Origin of the sequence: Coleofasciculus sp. G1-WW12-02 (assembly GCF_040219735.1) — a bacterium.
In the GTDB taxonomy this organism is placed as follows: domain Bacteria; phylum Cyanobacteriota; class Cyanobacteriia; order Cyanobacteriales; family Coleofasciculaceae; genus Coleofasciculus.
This window is the reverse complement of the sequence record NZ_JAVJRX010000162.1, coordinates 1-19,563: the sequence shown is the minus strand read 5'-3', so window position 1 is coordinate 19,563 and position 19,563 is coordinate 1. Positions and strand designations below refer to the sequence as shown.

Annotated in this window: 19 protein-coding genes and 1 pseudogene; 8 read left to right on the top strand and 12 right to left on the bottom strand. The window is 44.8% G+C overall.

The window, feature by feature from the left end; translation table 11 throughout:
- Nucleotides 1–200: 200 nt before the first annotated feature.
- The gene (locus tag RID09_RS25970) at nucleotides 201–371 is read right to left on the bottom strand and encodes a hypothetical protein (RefSeq protein WP_446338809.1); all 171 of its coding nucleotides are present in this window, start codon (nucleotides 369–371) and stop codon (nucleotides 201–203) included.
- Nucleotides 362–2,398, bottom strand: coding sequence for an FAD-dependent oxidoreductase (locus RID09_RS25965; protein ID WP_446338808.1), 2,037 nt, complete (start codon nucleotides 2,396–2,398; stop codon nucleotides 362–364). The genes RID09_RS25970 and RID09_RS25965 overlap by 10 nt, the downstream gene beginning before the upstream one ends.
- Nucleotides 2,399–2,546: 148 nt before the next feature.
- Between RID09_RS25965 and RID09_RS25960 the strand changes: the two genes are divergently transcribed.
- Nucleotides 2,547–3,728 carry an RtcB family protein gene (locus RID09_RS25960; RefSeq protein WP_446338807.1) on the top strand — a complete coding sequence of 394 codons (1,182 nt, stop codon included), beginning with the start codon at nucleotides 2,547–2,549 and terminating at the stop codon, nucleotides 3,726–3,728.
- Nucleotides 3,729–3,885: 157 nt separating this feature from the next.
- Here the strand turns inward: RID09_RS25960 and RID09_RS25955 are convergent, their stop codons facing one another.
- From RID09_RS25955 to RID09_RS25945, 3 genes are read right to left on the bottom strand one after another with little or no spacing between them, the layout of a single operon-like run.
- Nucleotides 3,886–4,641: a hypothetical protein gene (locus tag RID09_RS25955; protein WP_446338806.1), complete on the bottom strand. Its 756-nt coding sequence runs from the start codon at nucleotides 4,639–4,641 to the stop codon at nucleotides 3,886–3,888.
- A gap of 2 nt (nucleotides 4,642–4,643) precedes the next feature.
- Nucleotides 4,644–5,219 (bottom strand): hypothetical protein, encoded by a 576-nt coding sequence (locus RID09_RS25950; RefSeq protein ID WP_446338805.1) that lies wholly within the window; start codon nucleotides 5,217–5,219, stop codon nucleotides 4,644–4,646.
- 31 nt (nucleotides 5,220–5,250) lie between these two features.
- Complete coding sequence (locus RID09_RS25945; protein WP_446338804.1) at nucleotides 5,251–6,171, bottom strand: ParA family protein; 921 nt, start codon at nucleotides 6,169–6,171, stop codon at nucleotides 5,251–5,253.
- A 183-nt stretch (nucleotides 6,172–6,354) separates the two neighbouring features.
- Here RID09_RS25945 and RID09_RS25940 point away from each other — a divergent pair, with 183 nt between their 5' ends.
- Nucleotides 6,355–6,648, top strand: a complete 294-nt coding sequence (locus RID09_RS25940) for an antitoxin family protein (RefSeq protein WP_446338803.1) — start codon at nucleotides 6,355–6,357, stop codon at nucleotides 6,646–6,648.
- Between the two features lie 101 nt (nucleotides 6,649–6,749).
- Here the strand turns inward: RID09_RS25940 and RID09_RS25935 are convergent, their stop codons facing one another.
- Together RID09_RS25935 and RID09_RS25930 are read right to left on the bottom strand one after the other, a co-directional pair.
- A complete protein-coding gene (locus RID09_RS25935; RefSeq protein WP_446338802.1) occupies nucleotides 6,750–7,010 on the bottom strand; it encodes a helix-turn-helix domain-containing protein in 261 nt (86 codons plus the stop codon).
- 49 nt (nucleotides 7,011–7,059) lie between these two features.
- Nucleotides 7,060–7,302: a helix-turn-helix domain-containing protein gene (locus tag RID09_RS25930; RefSeq protein ID WP_446338801.1), complete on the bottom strand. Its 243-nt coding sequence runs from the start codon at nucleotides 7,300–7,302 to the stop codon at nucleotides 7,060–7,062.
- 116 nt (nucleotides 7,303–7,418) lie between these two features.
- On the opposite strand from RID09_RS25930, the gene RID09_RS25925 reads away from it, so the two are divergent.
- Nucleotides 7,419–7,670, top strand: a complete 252-nt coding sequence (locus RID09_RS25925; protein ID WP_446338800.1) for a hypothetical protein — start codon at nucleotides 7,419–7,421, stop codon at nucleotides 7,668–7,670.
- 79 nt (nucleotides 7,671–7,749) lie between these two features.
- Nucleotides 7,750–8,085 carry a hypothetical protein gene (locus RID09_RS25920; protein ID WP_446338799.1) on the top strand — a complete coding sequence of 112 codons (336 nt, stop codon included), beginning with the start codon at nucleotides 7,750–7,752 and terminating at the stop codon, nucleotides 8,083–8,085.
- 271 nt (nucleotides 8,086–8,356) lie between these two features.
- On the opposite strand, the gene RID09_RS25915 is transcribed toward RID09_RS25920, so the two are convergent.
- The 3 genes from RID09_RS25915 to RID09_RS25905 form a co-directional block, all read right to left on the bottom strand.
- On the bottom strand, nucleotides 8,357–11,104 hold the full coding sequence (locus RID09_RS25915; protein ID WP_446338798.1) for a WD40 domain-containing protein: 2,748 nt from the start codon (nucleotides 11,102–11,104) through the stop codon (nucleotides 8,357–8,359).
- A gap of 205 nt (nucleotides 11,105–11,309) precedes the next feature.
- The gene (locus RID09_RS25910) at nucleotides 11,310–14,039 is read right to left on the bottom strand and encodes a WD40 domain-containing protein (protein ID WP_446338797.1); all 2,730 of its coding nucleotides are present in this window, start codon (nucleotides 14,037–14,039) and stop codon (nucleotides 11,310–11,312) included.
- Nucleotides 14,040–14,093: 54 nt separating this feature from the next.
- Entirely contained in the window at nucleotides 14,094–14,627 is a 534-nt protein-coding gene (locus RID09_RS25905; protein WP_446338796.1) for a DUF928 domain-containing protein, read from the bottom strand.
- Between the two features lie 261 nt (nucleotides 14,628–14,888).
- Here RID09_RS25905 and RID09_RS25900 point away from each other — a divergent pair, with 261 nt between their 5' ends.
- Entirely contained in the window at nucleotides 14,889–15,512 is a 624-nt protein-coding gene (locus tag RID09_RS25900; protein ID WP_446338795.1) for a hypothetical protein, read from the top strand.
- 77 nt (nucleotides 15,513–15,589) lie between these two features.
- Here the strand turns inward: RID09_RS25900 and RID09_RS25895 are convergent, their stop codons facing one another.
- Together RID09_RS25895 and RID09_RS25890 are read right to left on the bottom strand one after the other, a co-directional pair.
- Complete coding sequence (locus tag RID09_RS25895; RefSeq protein ID WP_446338794.1) at nucleotides 15,590–16,633, bottom strand: pentapeptide repeat-containing protein; 1,044 nt, start codon at nucleotides 16,631–16,633, stop codon at nucleotides 15,590–15,592.
- 166 nt (nucleotides 16,634–16,799) lie between these two features.
- A complete protein-coding gene (locus tag RID09_RS25890; protein ID WP_446338793.1) occupies nucleotides 16,800–17,921 on the bottom strand; it encodes a site-2 protease family protein in 1,122 nt (373 codons plus the stop codon).
- A 270-nt stretch (nucleotides 17,922–18,191) separates the two neighbouring features.
- Between RID09_RS25890 and RID09_RS25885 the strand changes: the two genes are divergently transcribed.
- The 3 genes and pseudogenes from RID09_RS25885 to RID09_RS25875 form a co-directional block, all read left to right on the top strand.
- A complete protein-coding gene (locus tag RID09_RS25885; RefSeq protein WP_446338792.1) occupies nucleotides 18,192–18,695 on the top strand; it encodes a 2TM domain-containing protein in 504 nt (167 codons plus the stop codon).
- A gap of 250 nt (nucleotides 18,696–18,945) precedes the next feature.
- The gene (locus tag RID09_RS25880) at nucleotides 18,946–19,179 is read left to right on the top strand and encodes a hypothetical protein (RefSeq protein ID WP_446338791.1); all 234 of its coding nucleotides are present in this window, start codon (nucleotides 18,946–18,948) and stop codon (nucleotides 19,177–19,179) included.
- Nucleotides 19,180–19,433: 254 nt separating this feature from the next.
- Nucleotides 19,434–19,563: pseudogene (locus RID09_RS25875) on the top strand (RNA-guided endonuclease TnpB family protein); the annotation flags it as partial.

Sequence of the window (19,563 nt, the reverse complement as noted above, 5' to 3'; positions counted from 1 at the left end):
CAACTTTAACTTAAGCTGTCACGCATTTAAATTGGGTATGAGTAGCGAGAAGCTTAGTCGCACTGCAAGGATTACGCCAATATTTAAATTAAGGTTTAAATGTAAAACAGCTTATCTCGCGGAATTCCCCACACGCATAAGTACTCCTACAGTTAATTGATTGATTGCCAATAATATGGGAAACGGGTGTAATCCCGCCGCTAGATAATCCGTTGCTGACTGACGCGATCGCACACTATCTGTCTACCCCGCTTGAAGTTTGAGCAATAGGGGTTTACAGGCTGTTGGCTCAAGGCACAAACAGCCACTAAAGTGGCTACTACAAACAGGCTACTACAAACAGCGCGATCGCACGTTTCCTCTAACGCCAAGCCTCCCAATCTTGATTAAAAATCGACGTATCCGGAAACGCCGTCGGATTATTATTCCGTTCTAACCGCCGCCGCAACACCTGCAACTGCGGATCATAAGGCGGAAGTCCATCCACCAATTCAAACGGTGCAATCCCCTTCTCCAACGCAAACGCCGCCGTTGTTCCCGCCCCTGCACCCGATGACCATTCAAAGGAATGCACCCGATACGCCGCCGCTGCAATATGACTCGTGGCAATACTTTTTCCCGCCACCAACATATTGTCAATCTTTTGCGGAATCATCGCCCGCAGGGGAATTTGAAACGGATAGGCTTGACCCGCCCCTTGGCGTTCCCCCTCCCGTTCCGTATTTCCCGGCGCTTCTGGGGGAGAGAAACTCATACAGGGGTGAAAATCAATCGCATAATGTCCAATTCCCAAAGAATCGGGATAGATTGTCGAACGAGTGCGTCGATTCACCTCATCCGGCGATACCTCACCCTGAATCACCGAAATCGCTTCTCGTCCCGCCAAAGCCGTCCACAACTGGCGATACATTTTGGGGGATAAGGTTTGACGGTAATAATCTTCCCGGTAATTGCGGCGAGACATATCAATTTCCCAAATCGTAAACCCCTCCGGATACCCAAACGCAGGGCGTCCAATAATCCGCCGTCCTTCCCGCATATAAGGATACTTAGATAACCCATGCACTGTTCCCATGGGAGACGTCTTACCCGATAAATAACGATAACTAGGATGGGGTTCCTTCACGCCATCACCGAGTTGGGAGTCCGTATTTCCCGCCACTAACCAATAGAAATACCCTCGCGAGAGTTCCTCCGCCTTGCGTAAACTTTCGGTTCGCAAGCCACCCAGCCAGCCGCCCGGTGCTAACTGTCCCGTCTGTTGCAATTGCTCAGGAGTATACACGAGGTTATCAGCCTCGGTACCCGGACGGTAGTCATTCCCCCACGTCCAGTTTTGCATGGAGATATCCCCGACGGTGGGCGCAGTAAACGAAATTCCGCCAAATTTCTCTGGTTCACCTTTTTTAGGACTCCAAATCCGCCGATAGGTAAACACTAAGCCAAAGTCGGCTAATCGCGGTAATTCATAACTATAATAAGGTTCGTATTGAGGGTAAAAGGGTGGCATTTCATGGGTTTGCGGTTCCTGCGTGGCTTCCATGGCAAAGGTATAGGTAAACCCCTGAGTGCAATAGGGATTCCCGGTGACGCTGGAAGAGGAGGGTTCGAGATGGGAACGGGGGTCAATTCCTAAACGGTAGGGGACATTCGTTAACCCAATCAGTTCCCCGGTTTCTGTAGCGTCCACAACATACCAGTCTGGGGCGTTTCCAGATGATGGGTTTTGGGGAGTGAAGCGGATAATGGTTTTGTCAAAGCGGGGGGAATCTTGGTACTGATACCAATCTTCAATCGTTTGCGATAAGGGAAATGTGTTCAGGGGGGGTGCATCAGCAGCAGGTTCATGCTGAATGGCAATGGCGCTTTTAATCAAGTTTCCGGTAGGGTTATAGTCGAGTTCCTTGATCACCGTGGAGGGAAACCACTTCAGTGTCCCTTTCCCCCGTTTGGCTGCATCCCGCAACATATCCAAGAGGATAGCATGGGCGTCACTGGGAATAAAACAGGATTCACTCACCCAACAATCCCCCGGATTCAGTTCCCCGTATTTGCGTCTAATCCGTTCCCGCAGTTCCAAATAACCGCGAGAATAGAAAAGACGCGATCGCTGAGTAGGGCGTTCATCCAATGCAGAGGTTCCCTGGGCAGAAATCTGTCCTCCTACCCAGTCGGTAATCTCGGTCAAACAAACCGTTCGCCCAGCAAGTAACCCTTCATAGGCTGTCGCCGCACCTGCTAATCCACCGCCAACCACCAAGATTTCACAGGTGACGGTTTGATCAGGAGTGCGATCGGGGGCGCTACGGGCAACTGGGATGAGGGATAGTAGAGAAATTAGGCTAAAAGACAAGCAAACCAAAGATTTTCTGGCAGATACACGTCGAGAACGCTTCATAAGAGTTAAAATGCAGTGCGTATCAGATGTTACATTACAGTGGATGCCTTGACGTTGCCATCCCCCAATAAGTTCATCTCCTCAACGAAATCTTTTTGTATTATAATTGTAGTATATTGATGTTATTTAGCGCTAGAGGCGCATATTTATGCCTTACGAACAACTGAAACTGTCCACAGATAAGCCCGTTTTATCCTGGGCGAATCATGATTTAAGTCATGAGGAAACCAAGATGGCAAAAAATGTGGCATCCTTACCTTTTGTGTTTAAACATGTGGCGTTGATGCCAGATGTTCACCTAGGCAAAGGGGCATTAGTTGGGTCGGTTCTTGCCACCAAAGACGCCGTAATTCCGGCGGCGGTAGGAGTTGATATTGGGTGTGGGATGGCAGCGATTAAAACGCCATTTGTGGCTGAACAACTAGAGGGGAAACTAAAGAAAATTCGCTTAGATATCGAAGCAGCCATTCCTCTGGGATTTAACCAAAATAAAGAGGTAGAAAAAGATGCCAGCAATTGGCAAGGCTGGACTCATTTCAAAGACTTACATCGCGGTGTGCAGGATGTGCAAGGAAAAGCGATGAAGCAGTTGGGTTCTCTGGGTGGCGGAAATCATTTTATTGAGGTGTGCATCGATACGGAGGATTCAGTGTGGTTAATGCTACATTCTGGTTCTCGTAATATTGGCAATCGCTTGGCGCAGTGTCACATTAGCACGGCGAAGGAATTAGCGAAACTGGCAGGAAACCGCTTACCTGATCCGGATTTAGCGTACTTTATCGCCGGAACCCCAGAATTTGCCGCTTACTGGCGAGATTTACAATGGGCGCAAGATTATGCCCGTTACAATCGCGATGTAATGATGGCGCGTTTTAAAACAATTGTAGAAAAATATTTGGCGGGAGGTAAGCCAATCAAGCCATTGTTAGAGGTGAATTGCCATCACAATTATGCCGAGAAAGAAGTCCATTTTGGGGAAGATGTGTACGTCACGCGCAAGGGTGCAGTACGGGCGCGTGAGGAAGATTACGGGATTATACCAGGTTCGATGGGGGCAAAGTCGTTTATTGTCAAGGGGAAAGGGAATCATGAAAGTTATTGCAGTTGTTCCCATGGCGCAGGGCGTTTAATGTCTCGGAAAAAGGCAAAGAAACAGTTTTCCCTGGATGATTTGGTGACACAAACTCAAGGAGTTGAATGTCGCAAGGATGGCGGGGTTTTGGATGAGATTCCCGGCGCTTATAAACCCATTGATGAGGTGATGAATAATCAAGCGGATTTGGTGGAGGTGGTGGCGACGCTAAAGCAGGTGGTTTGCGTGAAAGGTTGATTTGTAGGGTGGGCATTGCCCACCTTATTTGTTGATACCAAATTCGCTTTTATAACCTCCCCTTAGATTGGGTGACTATAATAATATTGCTGATGCGTATAGCAATGAAATAAATTACCGGAACCTAAAGCTTACTGGATAAACCTTAGCATTTATATTATGATTGATTTGACCACTCTTTTTGAACTGACGAAAATAAATTAATATCATTTAGATTACCTTTAATAATTTGACATAAATCCTGCAATTCAATTTTCTTATAAGCTTCAAAATAAAGCTTTTGGAAAATAATATAGAAAAGCTTGTTAATCCAAAGATTTGCTGCCTTAAAATGAGTTATCCATTGACCTAATTTTTCTTTTTGATATTGAGGTAAAAATGGAAGAGTGTCAGAAGACTGCATATAAGACTTATATTCGGCATGTACATATTTGGATACTTTTTTCCATTCTCGATAAATATTTGTATTAATTTTATACTCTTCTAGTTGCTTATATCTCTTAAAGTATTTTTCATTAAGCTCTGAAAACTTAATTACATGATTGTCTTCTAACCACCAATCATACTCAACTGGATGATGATAATAGTAAGCAAATAAATTAGATAGTTCAATAAAACTTCTAATAGACATTAAAGCTAATCTGTAATTACCAGTAATAGCTGATGAAATTGATGCTGATAAATCAGATTGGATTTCGTTATATATCTCATGGCAATTAGCTCCGTTATCAATTAATAGTATCTGACGCCAAGATGAGAACGAAGTAGCTTTACAATAGCCTTGTTCTATTAAGTTTGTTCTTGGGTCTTCTAAAGTACTATTGAAAGCCTGCTCAAGCGCAGGAAAAATTTGCTCCAAAAACTGCTTATAGTATTTTTTAGATTCAAAATCTAGTTCGTCAGGTGAGTTCATGCTTACATCCTTTCTATGGCTTCATACCAGCTTTTGAGAAAACTTGGTTCTTTCTCTTTTAGTAAAGAACCATGTTTGAAATTGGTTGCTTTTAGTAAAGCCTCTCCAACCTCTTCTCGTGAAATATTTTTGTCCAGAAGTAGTCTGGCTAACTTAGAAATCAAATGAGTCCTTGAACTCTTTCTAGCTTCACATTCAAGGTTAAAGTTTTCCTGAAAAAACTTGATAATACTCTTTCTGTCAGGGAATTCTTCCGTATCAGAAAAAACCTTCTGTAGATAATCAACGAAAACTTTCTTATAATCTGACTCTTTATTGGGTTGGTTCAGAGGTTTAAGCTTATCCTGAAATACAACTAAATTATCAGCAATTATATCCTCGTCTTCTTTTAATTCATCATCTAAATTTAGATTTTTTTGTACATTTTTAAGTAACTCTACAGCTTTTCCTAAGTAGCTACCAGTCGTGATAGATTCAAGCTCATCTAGGTTTAACAGTTGCAAAATATTAAGAACTTCTCCTAATTTTTGCAACTGTTCAAATTGGCTTTTTTCATTTTCTTTTTCTTTTTTATTCATAGTTTTGGCTTTGTTATGAATTTAAAATATTTTAGACTTTACCTATTCTATCAAGAAACTCTTTGGCTAATTCTTTGTAAGCTATTGCACTTCTACTTCTTGGTGAGGAAAGAATTACAGGTTTTGCCTCTCTTACAGAACTTTTTACTTTCACATTCTCCGGTATCTTAGTTCTAAAAATATATTCCTCCGAGTTTGCTTCAGCAATTTCAGATGCAGATAATTCAGTTTCGTTAATTCTTAAATCATACTTAGTGAAAACAATTCCTAATGATTTAATTTCAGCACCTGTCCTATATTCATTTAACTCTTTAATTTTATTGTTAATAAGCCCTAAACCCAACGCGGCTAAAGGTTCGGGAAAAACCGGAATTATATAATAATTACTCGCTGCTAAACCATTCTGTGTAGATATAGAGAGATTGGGAGGACAATCACAGAGTATATAGTCATACTGATTCAAAATACTTTCTAGATTTTTCTTTAGGATCATCTCTCTATGGCTAACTATAGCCAGTTTTATGTCAATAAAGGTTAACCTTAGATGTGATGGAATCAAATCAAGACCTTTAATATTTCCACCTACATTTTTAATAATAGCATCTTCAATATTAGGTCTTTTTCTGGAAAGATTAAACTCCTCAGACTGGGACATCAAATCAGCTAAAGTTAGTTTTGAGTGTATCCACTTATCCCAATGATCCTTAGTAATTAAACTAAAAGTAGCGTTTGTTTGTGGATCTAAGTCTACAACAAGAATACGCTTATTATAATTATGTGCTAGTGATGCGGCAAGATTAACAGTCAATGCAGTTTTACCCACACCGCCTTTCATATTTATGGAAGATATTACTTGTGCTGTCATATAAATTTTAATTAAGTTTGAGAGAGAACCATGAGTTTTAATTACTGCTGCTAGTGGGGTTGACTTGCTCTGAACCTTATCTGCCAAGATATCGCTGTCCAAGACATTTATAAATATTATTGTAGATAGCTGAGAGCAAGGTGATTGCTCCCCCTATCCCCCACACCTATCCCGTCCCGATATCACTTCCCTAATCCCCACAACTGCTTCTCAGTCTCGCACAGACGCTAAATACTAAAATATTCATAGCCACTGTTCTACTTCATTATAATGCCTGAAACTATTACCGCTATCTACGAAAATGGAATGCTGCGCCCCTTAACTCCCTTGCCCCTGCAAGAACATCAAACCGTACAGATTCAGATTTTGCCTGAAGATTCAGTAACTCAACTTGAACGTATCAGCCAATCCTTAGCGGCGGCTGGACTGGTTACCCCTCCTCCTCATCGAAGTGATGTTGAACCTGTCTGTGAAGCTACATGGCAAGAATTGGCAGAAAAACTGAAAGCTATGCCAGGTAAGCCCTTGTCTGAAATCATTATAGAGGATCGGGGCGAATGGTAAATGCTTACTTCCTGGATAGCAGCGCCCTAGTTAAACGTTATATACCGGAAACAGGTAGTGCCTGGATACAAGCGATCGCGGATACTGCAACAGGTAACCTATTATTTATTACCCGGATTACTTGGGTAGAAGTCCTTATCTGACTCATCCAAATACAGCCGAATAAATTCTTGCGCCGCCACCGGATCAATCTTCCGCAGTGCCTTCCTGATTTCCAGAACTGCCTCAGCGGAAGGATCTTGAGTGTTTTGATACCAGTAGTGAACCGTTGATCGACCAATCCCCATTGTCACCGCCAATTTATTTTGGCTGATTTTGTACGTCTGCAATACCTGCCTTAGCGCTTCACCTGCTTTTCCCATAGTTTTTATGGTGATCGAATACCTTTGATCACCTCTAACCCTCCAATGACTATTCCTCACCATCCACCGAACCATCACCCAAATACAGTCGGATAAACTCCGTCGCCGCCGCCGAGTTGATCTTCCGCAGCACTTGCACAATATCTTTCACAGTTTCAGCCGTTGGATCTCTCACCTCATTTACCCAACGGTATACATTAGAGCGTCCAATCCCTAATTCTGCCGCTAATCGATATTGACTAATTTCATACGTTTCCAGAACCTTTTTCAAGGCTTTGCCTGCTTGTCCCATGACTCTGATTGTGGCAAACGCTCACAACCGAGTAAACGACTCCTTAATGGACTACGCTATGATAAGCTATTAGTAGACCATTAAGGCGACTAATGCAGCAATAAAGGTAAACTCCAATGACTGAAGACTTTATCCGCGATTCCTCTCCAACTCCCAATCCCGCAACCCCTCTACCATCTACGCCCCCGCCAGACAACCGACACCCTCTCAAAGTGATCATCATCAGTTCACCCCAAGGCGTCAGTAGCACCATTCACACCTTCTATCGCCTCGGCTACGCCCACGTCAGCGAGTGGAGTAAGCCCCAACCCACGCAGAATCCAGGCGAAGTGATGAGTGTTCTCTACCGCCGCCTTCGTATCGATTAATGAACAGACTTAACCCCTAACCTCCTTCTCAACCCGGGAAGGGGGGAAATCAAACTTTATTGAAAACCAAAAAATAGCCATGATGCGAATCCGACACCGTATTAATCCCCAAACCTTTGTCATCACCCTCAACCAAATCGCCAAATACTTGAACATTGATCCCCAGCGCATCCTCAACTGGGAAAAATGGCACAATGTTCTTTGGGTACATATCCAAGGACGGGGCGGTTATTTTGTGAGTTATCGCAATCTCGAACAATGGATTGCGGCTTGCCGTACCCTGATCCGCTTCTGTCCAACTATAGAAGCCCTAGACCTTCTCTGGTCATTGATTCAGCAAGAAGCCCAACGGTATACAAAACAGGTCTGGGATCGGCTTCAAGCTATATACCAGCAACGCTACACCGAGTTATAGCAGTTCGCTCTCGCGTAGTTACAGTACAAGTGTTCTAAATCCCTCCTGATCAAGCATCCCTCTCTAATGTGTAAATACACCAGCGCGAAGCGCTATATCTAGACGTTCAATGGTAATATCACTGCCGTTAAAGTGATTGTAAAAATAGCCTGGAAATACCGCCTTTTACACAAGTTTCTGAAAGCACAAGCCAAGCAAGTCAGCCCTTTAGGGGGGCGGATTTAGTCCCATTTGGATAATAGTGAAACCCGTCTCTAAGTAGGAATTAAAACTATTTGCCACAAAGGGCGCGATCGCGTTCTGTTACATTGGGGTTAGTCTTCAGATAATCCCCTACCCAGTCACAACTGCGAACCAGGAGATTATCGAGAACAGTTTGATTAAAGTCCTCTAAATTCCACAAAATGATAGTATTATCCAAACTGGCAGAGGCTAACATTTGATTATCTGGGTGGAAACTTAGACCTGTGATTTCATCTTGATGCCCTTTAAGGGTAACCATTAACGTGCCATCACTTTGCCACAGTTTAATCTCTCCGTCTAAACTTCCTGAAGCAATGGTTTGACCGTCAGCAGAGAAGGCTACCGCATAAACTGGATTATCATGACCTGCGAGGGTTTTTAGCAAAACGCCGTCTTTATTCCACAGTTTCACCGTTTTATCCTCACTGGCGGTGGCAATCGTCTCCCCATCAGGAGAAAAACTCACGGCTTCGATCGCTTGATCATGAGCCTGCCATGATGAGAGTACTGTACCAGTTTTATCCCAAATCACAGCTTTGTCATCACTAACTGAAGCCATCATCTCACCGTCGGGGGAGAAACTGATGTCATTGACGCCACTATTATGTTCATCGAGGGTTTTCAGTAGCACTCCATTGGGATTCCACAACTTAATTGTCCCATCATCACTCGCCGTGGCAATGGTTTCACCATCTGGAGAAAAACTGACCCGATTTATGCGATCGCGATGTCCATCCTCTAGATTTTCTTCCCCTGGCAAAGTCTTCAGGAGTTTCCCCTCTTGGTTCCACAAGCGTACCAGTTTGTCATCACCCACCGTGGCAATCGTCTCGCCGTCTGGGCTAAAGTTCACATCATAGACGCGATCGCGATTCTCTTGCAGTGTCGCTAACTCTTTACCCTCACTCGAAGAGAGTTTCACCGTCTTGTCTGAACTCGCTGATACCAAACGATTCCCCTGGGGACTAAACCTGACACTATTGACAGCATCCTGATGTCCCTTGAGGGTATGAACAAGCTGACGTTCACCCAGTTGCCACAATTTCACCGTCTTATCTAAACTCGCCGAAGCCAAAGTCTGCCCATCTGGACTAAAACTCATCCCATAAACCGCACCTTGATGTCCAGTCAGCGTCTGTTGTAGAGACGTTGCATGCAACGTCTCTACATCTAAACTCCAGAGTTTCAGGGTTTGGTCATCACTACTGGAGACAAGAGTTTGCCCATCTGGACTCCAAACCACGCCATTGATCAGGTTTTCATGTCCCGTGAGAGTGGTGATCAGGCTACCCTCTTGACTCCAGAGTTTGATCGTATTGTCTGCACTACTTGAAGCAATAATTTGCCCATCTGGACTAAAACTAACCCCGGTAACGCCAGCGTCATGACCCGTCAGGGTTAACAGTTCTTCACCCTCTAGCGTCCAAAGCTTTACCGTACCATCCCAACTTGCCGTCGCCAAGGTTTCACCATCTGGAGAGAAACTCACGCCATAAACTTGACCCTGATGTCCTTCTAGAGTACCCACCAACCTGCCATCTGGCTGCCAAAGTTTCACCGTTTTATCATCACTGGCGGTGGCGAGGAGTTCACCATCGGGGCTAAACTTGACGCTATTGACTGCATTATCATGGGCGGCGATGGTTTTAATCACGGTTCCCTCTCGATTCCACAGGTTAACCGTCCCATCTAAACTGCCACTGGCAAGGGTTTGCCCATCTGGAGAGAAACTCACGCTCCGGACTTGCTGAGTGTGTCCGGTAAGGGTACGAACTAATGTACCATCTGGACGCCAAAGTTTTACGGTTTGGTCATTACTGGCAGTCGCAATCCATTCACCATCGGGACTATAACTGACCTCCCATACCCGGTCTGTATGATCCTCTAGTTGGTTCTGTTCTCTACCCCAAGACACCGTTTGTTGCAGGGCGGTGATTACATTAGCGTTTAACTGAGTATCCTTTTGACTCCAGTTAGCATTTTGCAGTTTACGTCCCGCTTTCAGGGCTTCTAATCGGGCTTCAAAGCCTTGACCGGAAGCAAACAACGCTTCTGCAGTTTTACTGTGGCTAATAATCTGCCCGGTATAGGCTTGCATTCTCAGTCGTTCTGCTTTTAAATATTGAACGAACGCGACTCCCCCTAAAATAACCGAAGCGCCCAACGCCACACTGACGCCAGCTAGGAGTCGTCTTTGACCACGGGTTCTGGCTTTGCGTCCCCCATCAATATACTCTCGCTGAAGTTGGGTGGGTTTGGGTTCGATTTCAGCGTTAGTTGTCAACCATTGTTCTGCGGCTTCTAGTTCGCTTCCCCTGAGTAAAAGGTGGTTATTGCGTTGTTTCTTATCCCACTCGGTCGCTAGTTGTTGCAAGCGGGTATGTTGCTTAATATGGTCTAAATCAGTATCTAGGGTTTTGAGTAGGGACTCAAATGCGCCGTTAAAATCATCGGTTTCGCGAAAGAATACCCAGTTCAGTCTTGCTAACTCTGGATGCACTCCTTTGAGAGAATCGTCCCGTAGCACAATCGGGATGATGCGTTTGCCGCGTTGAACGGCATATTCAAGTTCTTGGGTACAGCATTCAGATTGAATCGCATGGGGACTAATAAAGAAGATACAGGTGTGGGCTGCTGCAATTTCTGTTTCTGTCTGGGTTAGAGGTTTTTCTTCCCAGTTTACCCAAATATCCTGCTTCTCTCGGTTGAGGGCTTCATAGATTCTCTGAATCGCGTCTTTATCGGGGGCGGAGTAGGAAATAAAAATTTCAGCCATGTTTTGTTATTTGTCCTTGGTCATTTGTCCTTGGTCATTTGTCCTTGGTCATTTGTCCTTGGTCATTCGTCTTATGTCGGAGAATGCTGGTAATCCGTTGGGGCGGGTTTAGTTATATCAGGGTGCAAAGCCAAGGTTAGTGGTAAAACCCGCCCCTACAATTCCCTCATCTCCCCCATCTGTAGAGACGTTGCATGCAACGTCTCTACGAACTGCCGTCTGTTTTACAAAGGTCTTGAGACGGTGAGTTAGTTTGCAGATAGTCTCTTGCCCAATTACAACCCGATGCGATGAGATGGTTGAGTAATTGGTCATCCAAATACTCTAAATTCCAGAGAATCATGGTGTCGTTTTCATCCGTAGATGCCAGGGTTTTGCCATCGGTACTGAAACTGAGATGGTTAACGCCAGCTTGATGTCCTTTCAACGTGACGACTTCTGTGCCATCTAGCGTCCAAATTTTCACCGTACCGTCTAAACTGGCTGTAGCTAGGAACTGACCATCGGGTCGAAAGGTGACGCGATAGACGCGATCGCGATGTCCGTTGAGTGTGTGAAGTAACTTACCCTCACTCGTCCACAGTTTCACGGTTTGGTCATCACTGGCGGTGGCAATGATTTGACCATCGGGGGAGAAGCTGACACTACCAACGGCGGCGTCATGTCCCTGAATCGTCCGTTGTAGAGACGCGCCATTATTCGTCTCTACATCTAGACGCCACAGTTTTACGGTGCCATCTTGACTGGCGGAGGCGAGGGTTTGACCATCGGGAGAGAAGCTAACATTTAAGACCATACCCTGATGACCTTTCAGGGTCTGCAACAGTTCGCCGTTAGGCGTCCAGAGTTTCACGGTTTGGTCTTGACTCCCGGAGGCTAGATAGTCTCCATCGGGAGAAAATTGTACCGTCCAAACGATGCCGTCATGTCCATTTAGCGTCTGTAATTCTTTCCCGTCTTTTGTCCAGAGTTTCACGGTTTGGTCATCACTGGCTGAGGCAATAGTTTCACCGTCGGGAGAAAAACTGACACTTTCCACCCAATCTTGATGTCCAGACAGGGTGTTCAATTTCTTGCCGTCTGGACTCCAGAGGGTGACATTCCTTTTCGATGCGATCGCGATTAAGTCCCCATTCGGGCTAAAACTGGGACTAAGACCAGATTGGGGGACGGTTTTGACTAAGGGATTGTCCAGTTTCCAGAGTTTCACGGTTCTATCATCACTCGCTGATGCTAGGGTTTGCCCATCTGGAGAGAAATCCACACCAAATACCTGACTGCTATGTCCGGTGAGGGTATTGAGTAGAGTGCCGTCGCGATTCCAGAGTTTGATGGTTCTGTCTTTACTACTGGTGGCAAGGCGTTGACTATCTGGGCTAAATGTCACCTGCCAAATGCCATCCTTGTGACCCATTAGCGTCTGAAGTTCTTCTCCCTCAATCGTCCAGAGTTTCGCAGTTTTATCCTGACTGGCGGTGGCGATGAGTTGACCATCCCCGGAAAAACTCACACTTGTGACCTCTCCTTGGTGTCCTTTCAGGGTTTGTAATTCTTCACCCTCAATTGTCCAGAGTTTCACCGTCTGATCAGCGCTAGCCGATGCCAAGCGTTGACCGTCAGCCGAGAAGCTGACACTGATAACTGGGGCATTATGTCCGCTTAAGGTGTTTAGGAATTTACCCTCTCGACTCCACAGTTTTACTGTCCCATCCCGGCTGGCTGAGGCAATAATTTGGCTATCGGGGGAAAAACTGACGTGGTAAATATCATTATCATGGGCATTAATACTATGTAGATTCGCCCCATCTTTTGTCCACAGGTTTACTGTCCCATCCCGGCTAGCGGAGGCAATCATTTCACCATCAGGGCTGAAACTGACCTCTCGGACGCGATCGCGATGCCCTTGTAGGGTTTTGATTAAACTCCCATCTCGCTGCCAGAGTTTAATCGTATGGTCACTACTAGCGGAGGCAATAAGTTCACCGTCGGGGCTAAAACTAACGCTACGAACTTTATTCGTATGTCCGTCTAATTGATTCGATTGATTCACCCAATAGACGGACTGAAGTAAAGCCGTGGAAATCGTTGAATGCAGTTGAGGGTTTTGGCTAACCCAATTCGCTTGTTGCAGCGTTTTAGCCGCCTCTAGAGATTCTAAGAGGGCAGGAAATTTTTGCTGGGAAACAAATAAAGCGTCGGAGGTGGTACTTTGGACAATAAGCTGTTCTTGCTGGGCTTGGACAAAAAGTTTTTGCGATCGCTGATATTGCCAGAACGCGACAATTCCTAAGAGAGTAGACACTCCCAGCGCTACACTCACCCCAATAATCGACCGTTTTGCCTGACGGGTTACCCATTGACGACTGACTCCCACATACTCTCGATGCAAGGGTGTGGGAAAGGGTTTTTGTTCAGAACTCCACACCAGCCATGATTCTGCCTCAGTGAGTTCACTTCCATGTAATAACAGGCTAGTATTGCGTCCTTTTTTCTCCCATTCCATAGCTTGGACTAACAAGCGTGTATGTTCTTGGGTATCCAGTTTATTGTTATCAATGGCTTGCAGCAGTTCTTGAAATGCCTGCTCAAAATTTTTCCCCTCACGAAAATCAATCTGGGGGAGTTCTCTCATCTCTGGATGTATCGCTTCTGGGTCAACATCCAAATATAAAATCGGCAGAATTCGTTTATGGTGTTTTAGGGAACAGTCTACCTCTACACCGCACTCTTTGGATGCCACGGAATCCGGGCTAATCACAAAGACGATATTATTCGATTCTTCGATTCCTTTGTAGATTTCTTGTCGCCAATCAGCGGTTAGGGGAATGCCTTCCCAATCCACCCAAACCTCACGATTGGCGTTTTTAAATGCCTCCCGAAGTTTGAGGACAAATTCCTTATTACGCCGGGAGTAAGAAATAAAGGCTTCTTTCATAAGTTCCACACCCACAAATGTCCAGGTTCTATGAATCGGTGTCGGTGATCATCGTTATTCTTGGGACGTGGAAGCCTCTGGGGAGGTGAACTGTAGTGCCCCTTGGATGGCATTATCTTTTGTGCGATCGCTCCCATCACAGATTAATGCCATCTGCCAGTAATAATCTTTTCCAGTTTCTAGAGATAGGGTGTTGGGGAGAGTGATTTCAATCTCACCGCCTTCTTTGGGAATCTCAATCATCGTTTGATGCACTGCATTCCAACTCTGATCAACCAGGAGAAATTCGGCGGAGGTGACTGTGGTTTCCGGCACTTGCCATGAGAGTGTCAGTGGTGAGTTAAGCGCCACTAAATAAACTCCCGGTTCCTTTGTTGACATCAAGGGGGTAATTGTTGCTTCACCACATCCAGCACCGCGTAACCCAGCGCCGCGATCGCGCGATGGTGAAAGCTGGGCGGTCAAAACGTTTACATCTTCATTCGACTGGGCTTGTAGCGGGGGTTGCCAGCCGATCCCCATGACCCAGATTGTCGTGAATACCCCGGTTACCAGACTCAAAGACTTAAAAGACTTTAATCTATCCATTGGTAGATGTGTGAAACCTAATTGAGACTTATAAGCCCATAATAATCGAAAACTTCCAGTTTTATCTGGAAAAATAAATTTAAGCTGATCTTCATCAAAACTTTAAAAAACCCAAAGTTTTTTAAAGTTAATCTTCATAATTATTCTTTAGTGTCGTCTTCTGATAGGCAATGGAGGCGGTAATACCTAGTAATATATATATTACAGATCTAAGGCGACTCCTTAGGTATTGTTGCGCTGTCCTGAATTGTTGTCATTGGTGTGCCAGTAACCATTAACTATCAATCCCCGATCAAACCCATCGAGACTAGCTGTAGCTTCTGGTTGCAGTGGCTATTGGTGACACTATTAGGTTTTGTGGCAAGTCTATTTTGGATCGAGATTGGAGAAAGACCGGATATCGGTATAATTGAGGGCATCATTGGTGGGACGATAATCGGATTAGCCCAATGGCTAGTTTTGAGACGACACCTGTCCTCAGCTTGGTGGTGGATTATTGCCAGTCTCCTCGGTTGGGGAGTCATGGGGTTGAGTTCCTTTGGAGTCATCGGTTGGTTTGCTCCCCGAACAATGGGTATTTTCCCTCGGTTGGTTTATGGCGTCATTGATGGAGCAACCCTAGGGCTGATCCTGGGAATGGCGCAATGGTGGGTTCTCAGACAGTACGTTACCAAAGCTTGGGGGTGGATTTTTGCCAATATTCTAAACTGGTCGATCAGTTTAGCGGTGGGTTGGATTGTCGGCGGAATTTTGCGCCGCTTCACTCATCTGTTTCTCAGCGAAGTTCTGGGTTTAGGGGTGACGTGGATGTTAGTTTCAGGATTCACTGGAATGACTTTGATTCGATTGCTGCGAGAAGTCCCAATTCCCAAAAGTCGTGGTTGATAACGGACGCGATGTGATGCCCCGCAGCGTCTTTATGTGATGCTTCCCCAACTCCCATTTATTTAAATACACCCTTTTTAAACCCTTCTTTTAGCCTCTCGATTATAGAAAATAGTCTCGTTTTTTTTTAGGGGAGTGGGTGAGAAATGGGCGTCATCAAGATAAGCGTTGCTAAGATCAACTTGACTCAGATTAGCGTCACTCAAATTAGCCCCACTCAGATCAGCATCACTCAAATCCGCCCCGCTCAAATCAGCCCCGCTTAAGTTAGCCCCACTTAAATTAGCATCGGTGAAATCTGTATTCTTCAGATTAGCCCCACTCAGATCAGCATCACTCAAATCTGCATTATTGAAGTCAGCATGACTCAGATTAGCCCCACTCAGATCAGCGCCACTGAGGATGGTATCCATAAAATCGGCTTGACTCAGATCTGTTCTACTCAAGTTAGCCTTACTCAAATCGGCTCGACTCAAATCTGCGCCACTTAAATTAGCACCAATAAGATTAGCCTTTCTCAGGTTAGCATCAATCAGATCAGCACCTTTGAGGTTAACCTCACTCAGATCCGCTTCACTCAGATCCGTGGCAATCAAGCAAGCGCCAGAGAGTTTCGCGGCATTAAGTTTTGCTTTATTAAGTTTCGCTTTATCCAGGTGACTGTTACTCAGATCCGCCGTTATAAGATTAGCTTCTTCTAAATTAGCTTCATAGAGAAATGCTTTATGTAAATTAATGCGTTGTAAATCTGTCCCCGGAATATTGAGTCCTCTCAAGCTCACACCATCTTCATTCAAATCTTGCAGGGCTTGAAACCGGGCATAGCTGGTTTGTCGTCCATGGGCAGCGTCTATCATCCGCCAAGCTTGGTAATAGAATTGTTTTTTTCGATTCGGGGTTTCTTTTAAAAATAAAACAACAGCCGCAAAAATACTGATAGCTTCAACATTATTCAGTATTTTAGAGAGTTGAGAGTTCTCCTTCGTGATCAGGATCACTCCGATGACCAGAACCGTTGCCCCGACAACAACTGACCAAGTGGGTAACTTCCAGAAATAAACGACGAAATGAACCGAAAACTTTCGTAGCCAAAAGATTAAGCGCTTAAGTTTGTTCTTCACTGAACCACTATTTAACCTCCTAACACATCCTTTATATATATAGTACGAGGGTTTGAGTAGAGGGCGACCCGAAAAACTTAGTAGCTTTCTGCCTTTTACGATAAATCCCCCGAAGTTTATTCGAGGGATCAGGCTCAATTCTTTAATTTCAGTGATGCCAATATGCTTAAGCGGGATTGGTTTGAGTTCGCTTCTCTAGGAGAGAGACAATCGAGGCTTTTTCCAAAAGTCCAACCAGGACTCCGTTTTCGCGCACTACAGGCAATTGAGTAAATTGACCTTTCTCCAGGAGCATAATTACTTCTAACAGAGACTGATCAGATTTGACGATCGCATCCAAATCCACAGGCTGTATCAGTTCACTGACGGGAGTAATCGTCCAGTTTGAGGTGGGGACTTTCTTGAGATCATCAACCGCGATCGCGCCGATCAATTGTCCTTGTTCATCCGTCACCAAGAACTTGCGCCATTCTTTTTTGCCGATAATGTAGTTGTTGGCAAATTCCCGCAGCGACAGGTCGGTTGATATAATCGGACTCTCTGGAATCACCGCATCTTCCGCTTTCAGGTCTTGGAGTTTTTCTTGTAGGGTGGCTGATTGCGCCGACATACCTGCATTTTGCAGCAGGAATACCCCAATTAATAGCGTCCAAATACTGCCAAACTCACTCAACCCCAAGACAGAAAGGATTCCTATACTGATTCCTAACCATCCGACAACTTGACCAACCCGACTGGCAAAAACCACACCGCGATAGGGATTCCCGGTGATTTTCCAAACCACGGACTTGAGAATATTGCCACCATCTAAGGGTAAGCCGGGAATCAGGTTGAACAGGGCTAAAATTAGATTAATCGAAGCCAGTAAGCTAAGAATCGCTGCCAAAGAACCAGAGACGCCGGTGCTAACGCCTATACCCGTAAATAGGGCAAAAAGGGCTAAACTAACTAAAGGACCCGCGATCGCCACCCAGAAGGCTTCGGCTGGTGTCTGAGATTCCTTCTCTAAGCTGGCTAAACCCCCAAAAAGAAACAGGGTAATCGATTTCACCTCAATGCCTTGGCGAATAGCGACTAAACTATGTCCCAATTCATGGGCTAAAACCGAGGCAAATAGCAACAGGGCGCCCACAAAACCCAGTACCCAGGGTAAGATCCCTGTTAAACCCGGAAACCCACTCAGATACCCCCCAAAGTCAAAGGTGACCAAAGCCAGAACTAAAAACCAAGAGGGATTTATATAAAAGGGAATTCCCAATAAATTACCAACACGAATACTACCGTTCATAGAGATTACCTCAAATCTACTGCCCGTTGAAAACGTTTTTATACTGTCCTCCTTTACATCTGAATCTATCGTAACGAAATGTAAAACTTCTGTTCTACCATTCTTTTTCGTAAAATCCGACCCTAGGGGTTCGGTTGTGAACATCAGCAGGTCTGTACTGTCTGTCTAGATGTCGTTGATAATAATATAAGGAAGTACAACCTCAGTGCGCCACTATCTATAGTTTTAATTTTCAGCCCGCCCACTCATCCTCTTAATATAATATAAGTCATGTCTGTTTCTGAACACACCATTATCCAGTCTTATAACCAAGAAGACCTCCAGCAAATCCTGAATCTCGCGATCACCCGTCAAGCCAATGGCGATGAGTTTTCGCGGACGCAGCTTGTGGAAATTGCCGCTGAATTGGGGATCTCGCCGACTAACCTCCAGCTAGCGGAACAAGAATGGCGGCTCCAGCAAGAACAGCAGCAAAAGCGCCAGGAGTTTGAGCAATATCAGCGCAGCCAACTCAAGCAGCGGTTTGGCAAATATATTATCGTGAATAGTTTTTTAGTTGCCATCAACCTGCTGAGTGCAGGTCAACTTTCCTGGGCGTTGTATATCCTCTTGTTTTGGGGAACAGGGCTGGGTTTAAAGACGTGGAATATCTATCAACTTCACGGAGAAGCTTATGAGAAAGCCTTTCAAAAGTGGTATCGCCAGCAACAGTTTAATCAGTTAACTCAATCCATTTTCACCCGGCTGAATAATTGGATTAAGGCAATGGGGTGATTGGGCGTTTCTCGATTAGGCAAAAACCTAGGTAGTGGCAGTATTTTGCTCCTAATCAGTATTTTTACTCAATAGGCTTATCTATCAAAATGAGTACATTCCGGAGCAGATTAGCCATTCAAAAGGATGATTTCTGAAGTAAAAATGAGTCATAGTGCTAAAATGTTAAAGCAAGTTTAAGGACTGACGAGCTTAGCGCAAAAAGTTTGTCAGAATATTCCTTTTTGGCAAATTATCTACGTTCAAATCTGTGAATATTCCACTTTCTCAATCTACCTTTCCTATTACCCATATCCATATTTTTACAGCTTATCGGGGTTACCTGCTCACGGTTTTCTTTAGTAAGCTTCACCGTTGGCAGTTTCGGGTAACGACCTTAGCAGGAGACGTATTTGGGATGCAACTCCCTTATGATTCGGCTGATGTCGCTGAACGAGTGGGACGGAATTGGATTGACTTTAGATCTCATACTCCGGTGACATAAAGTAGTGGTTTCAACTTAAGCTGAAAGTAGGAGGTGCAGGAAGAGTTCTAGATACCTGGACATAAATTCTGGTAAGCTGTACTAAGAAATGTTAATTAGTGTCAAATCCTTACAGACAAGCGATAGTGAAAGCCCCCGTCTTTCAAGCGGGGGATGAAACTGAGCAAATCGTACAGATAGCGGGATAAATCCCGCACGAATTTCTTGTTTAATGATACACTATAACTACAAACAAGAACAAGGAGGTGATGAATTTGTACGGATGTCAACAGGTACTATTGACTCCAAATACCGATTTGTCGGCAATACTTGAATACATCTGTTCTGAGGCAAATAAGCTGACGAACTGCGGAACTTATTATGCAAGGCAAGTCTGGTTCAAGT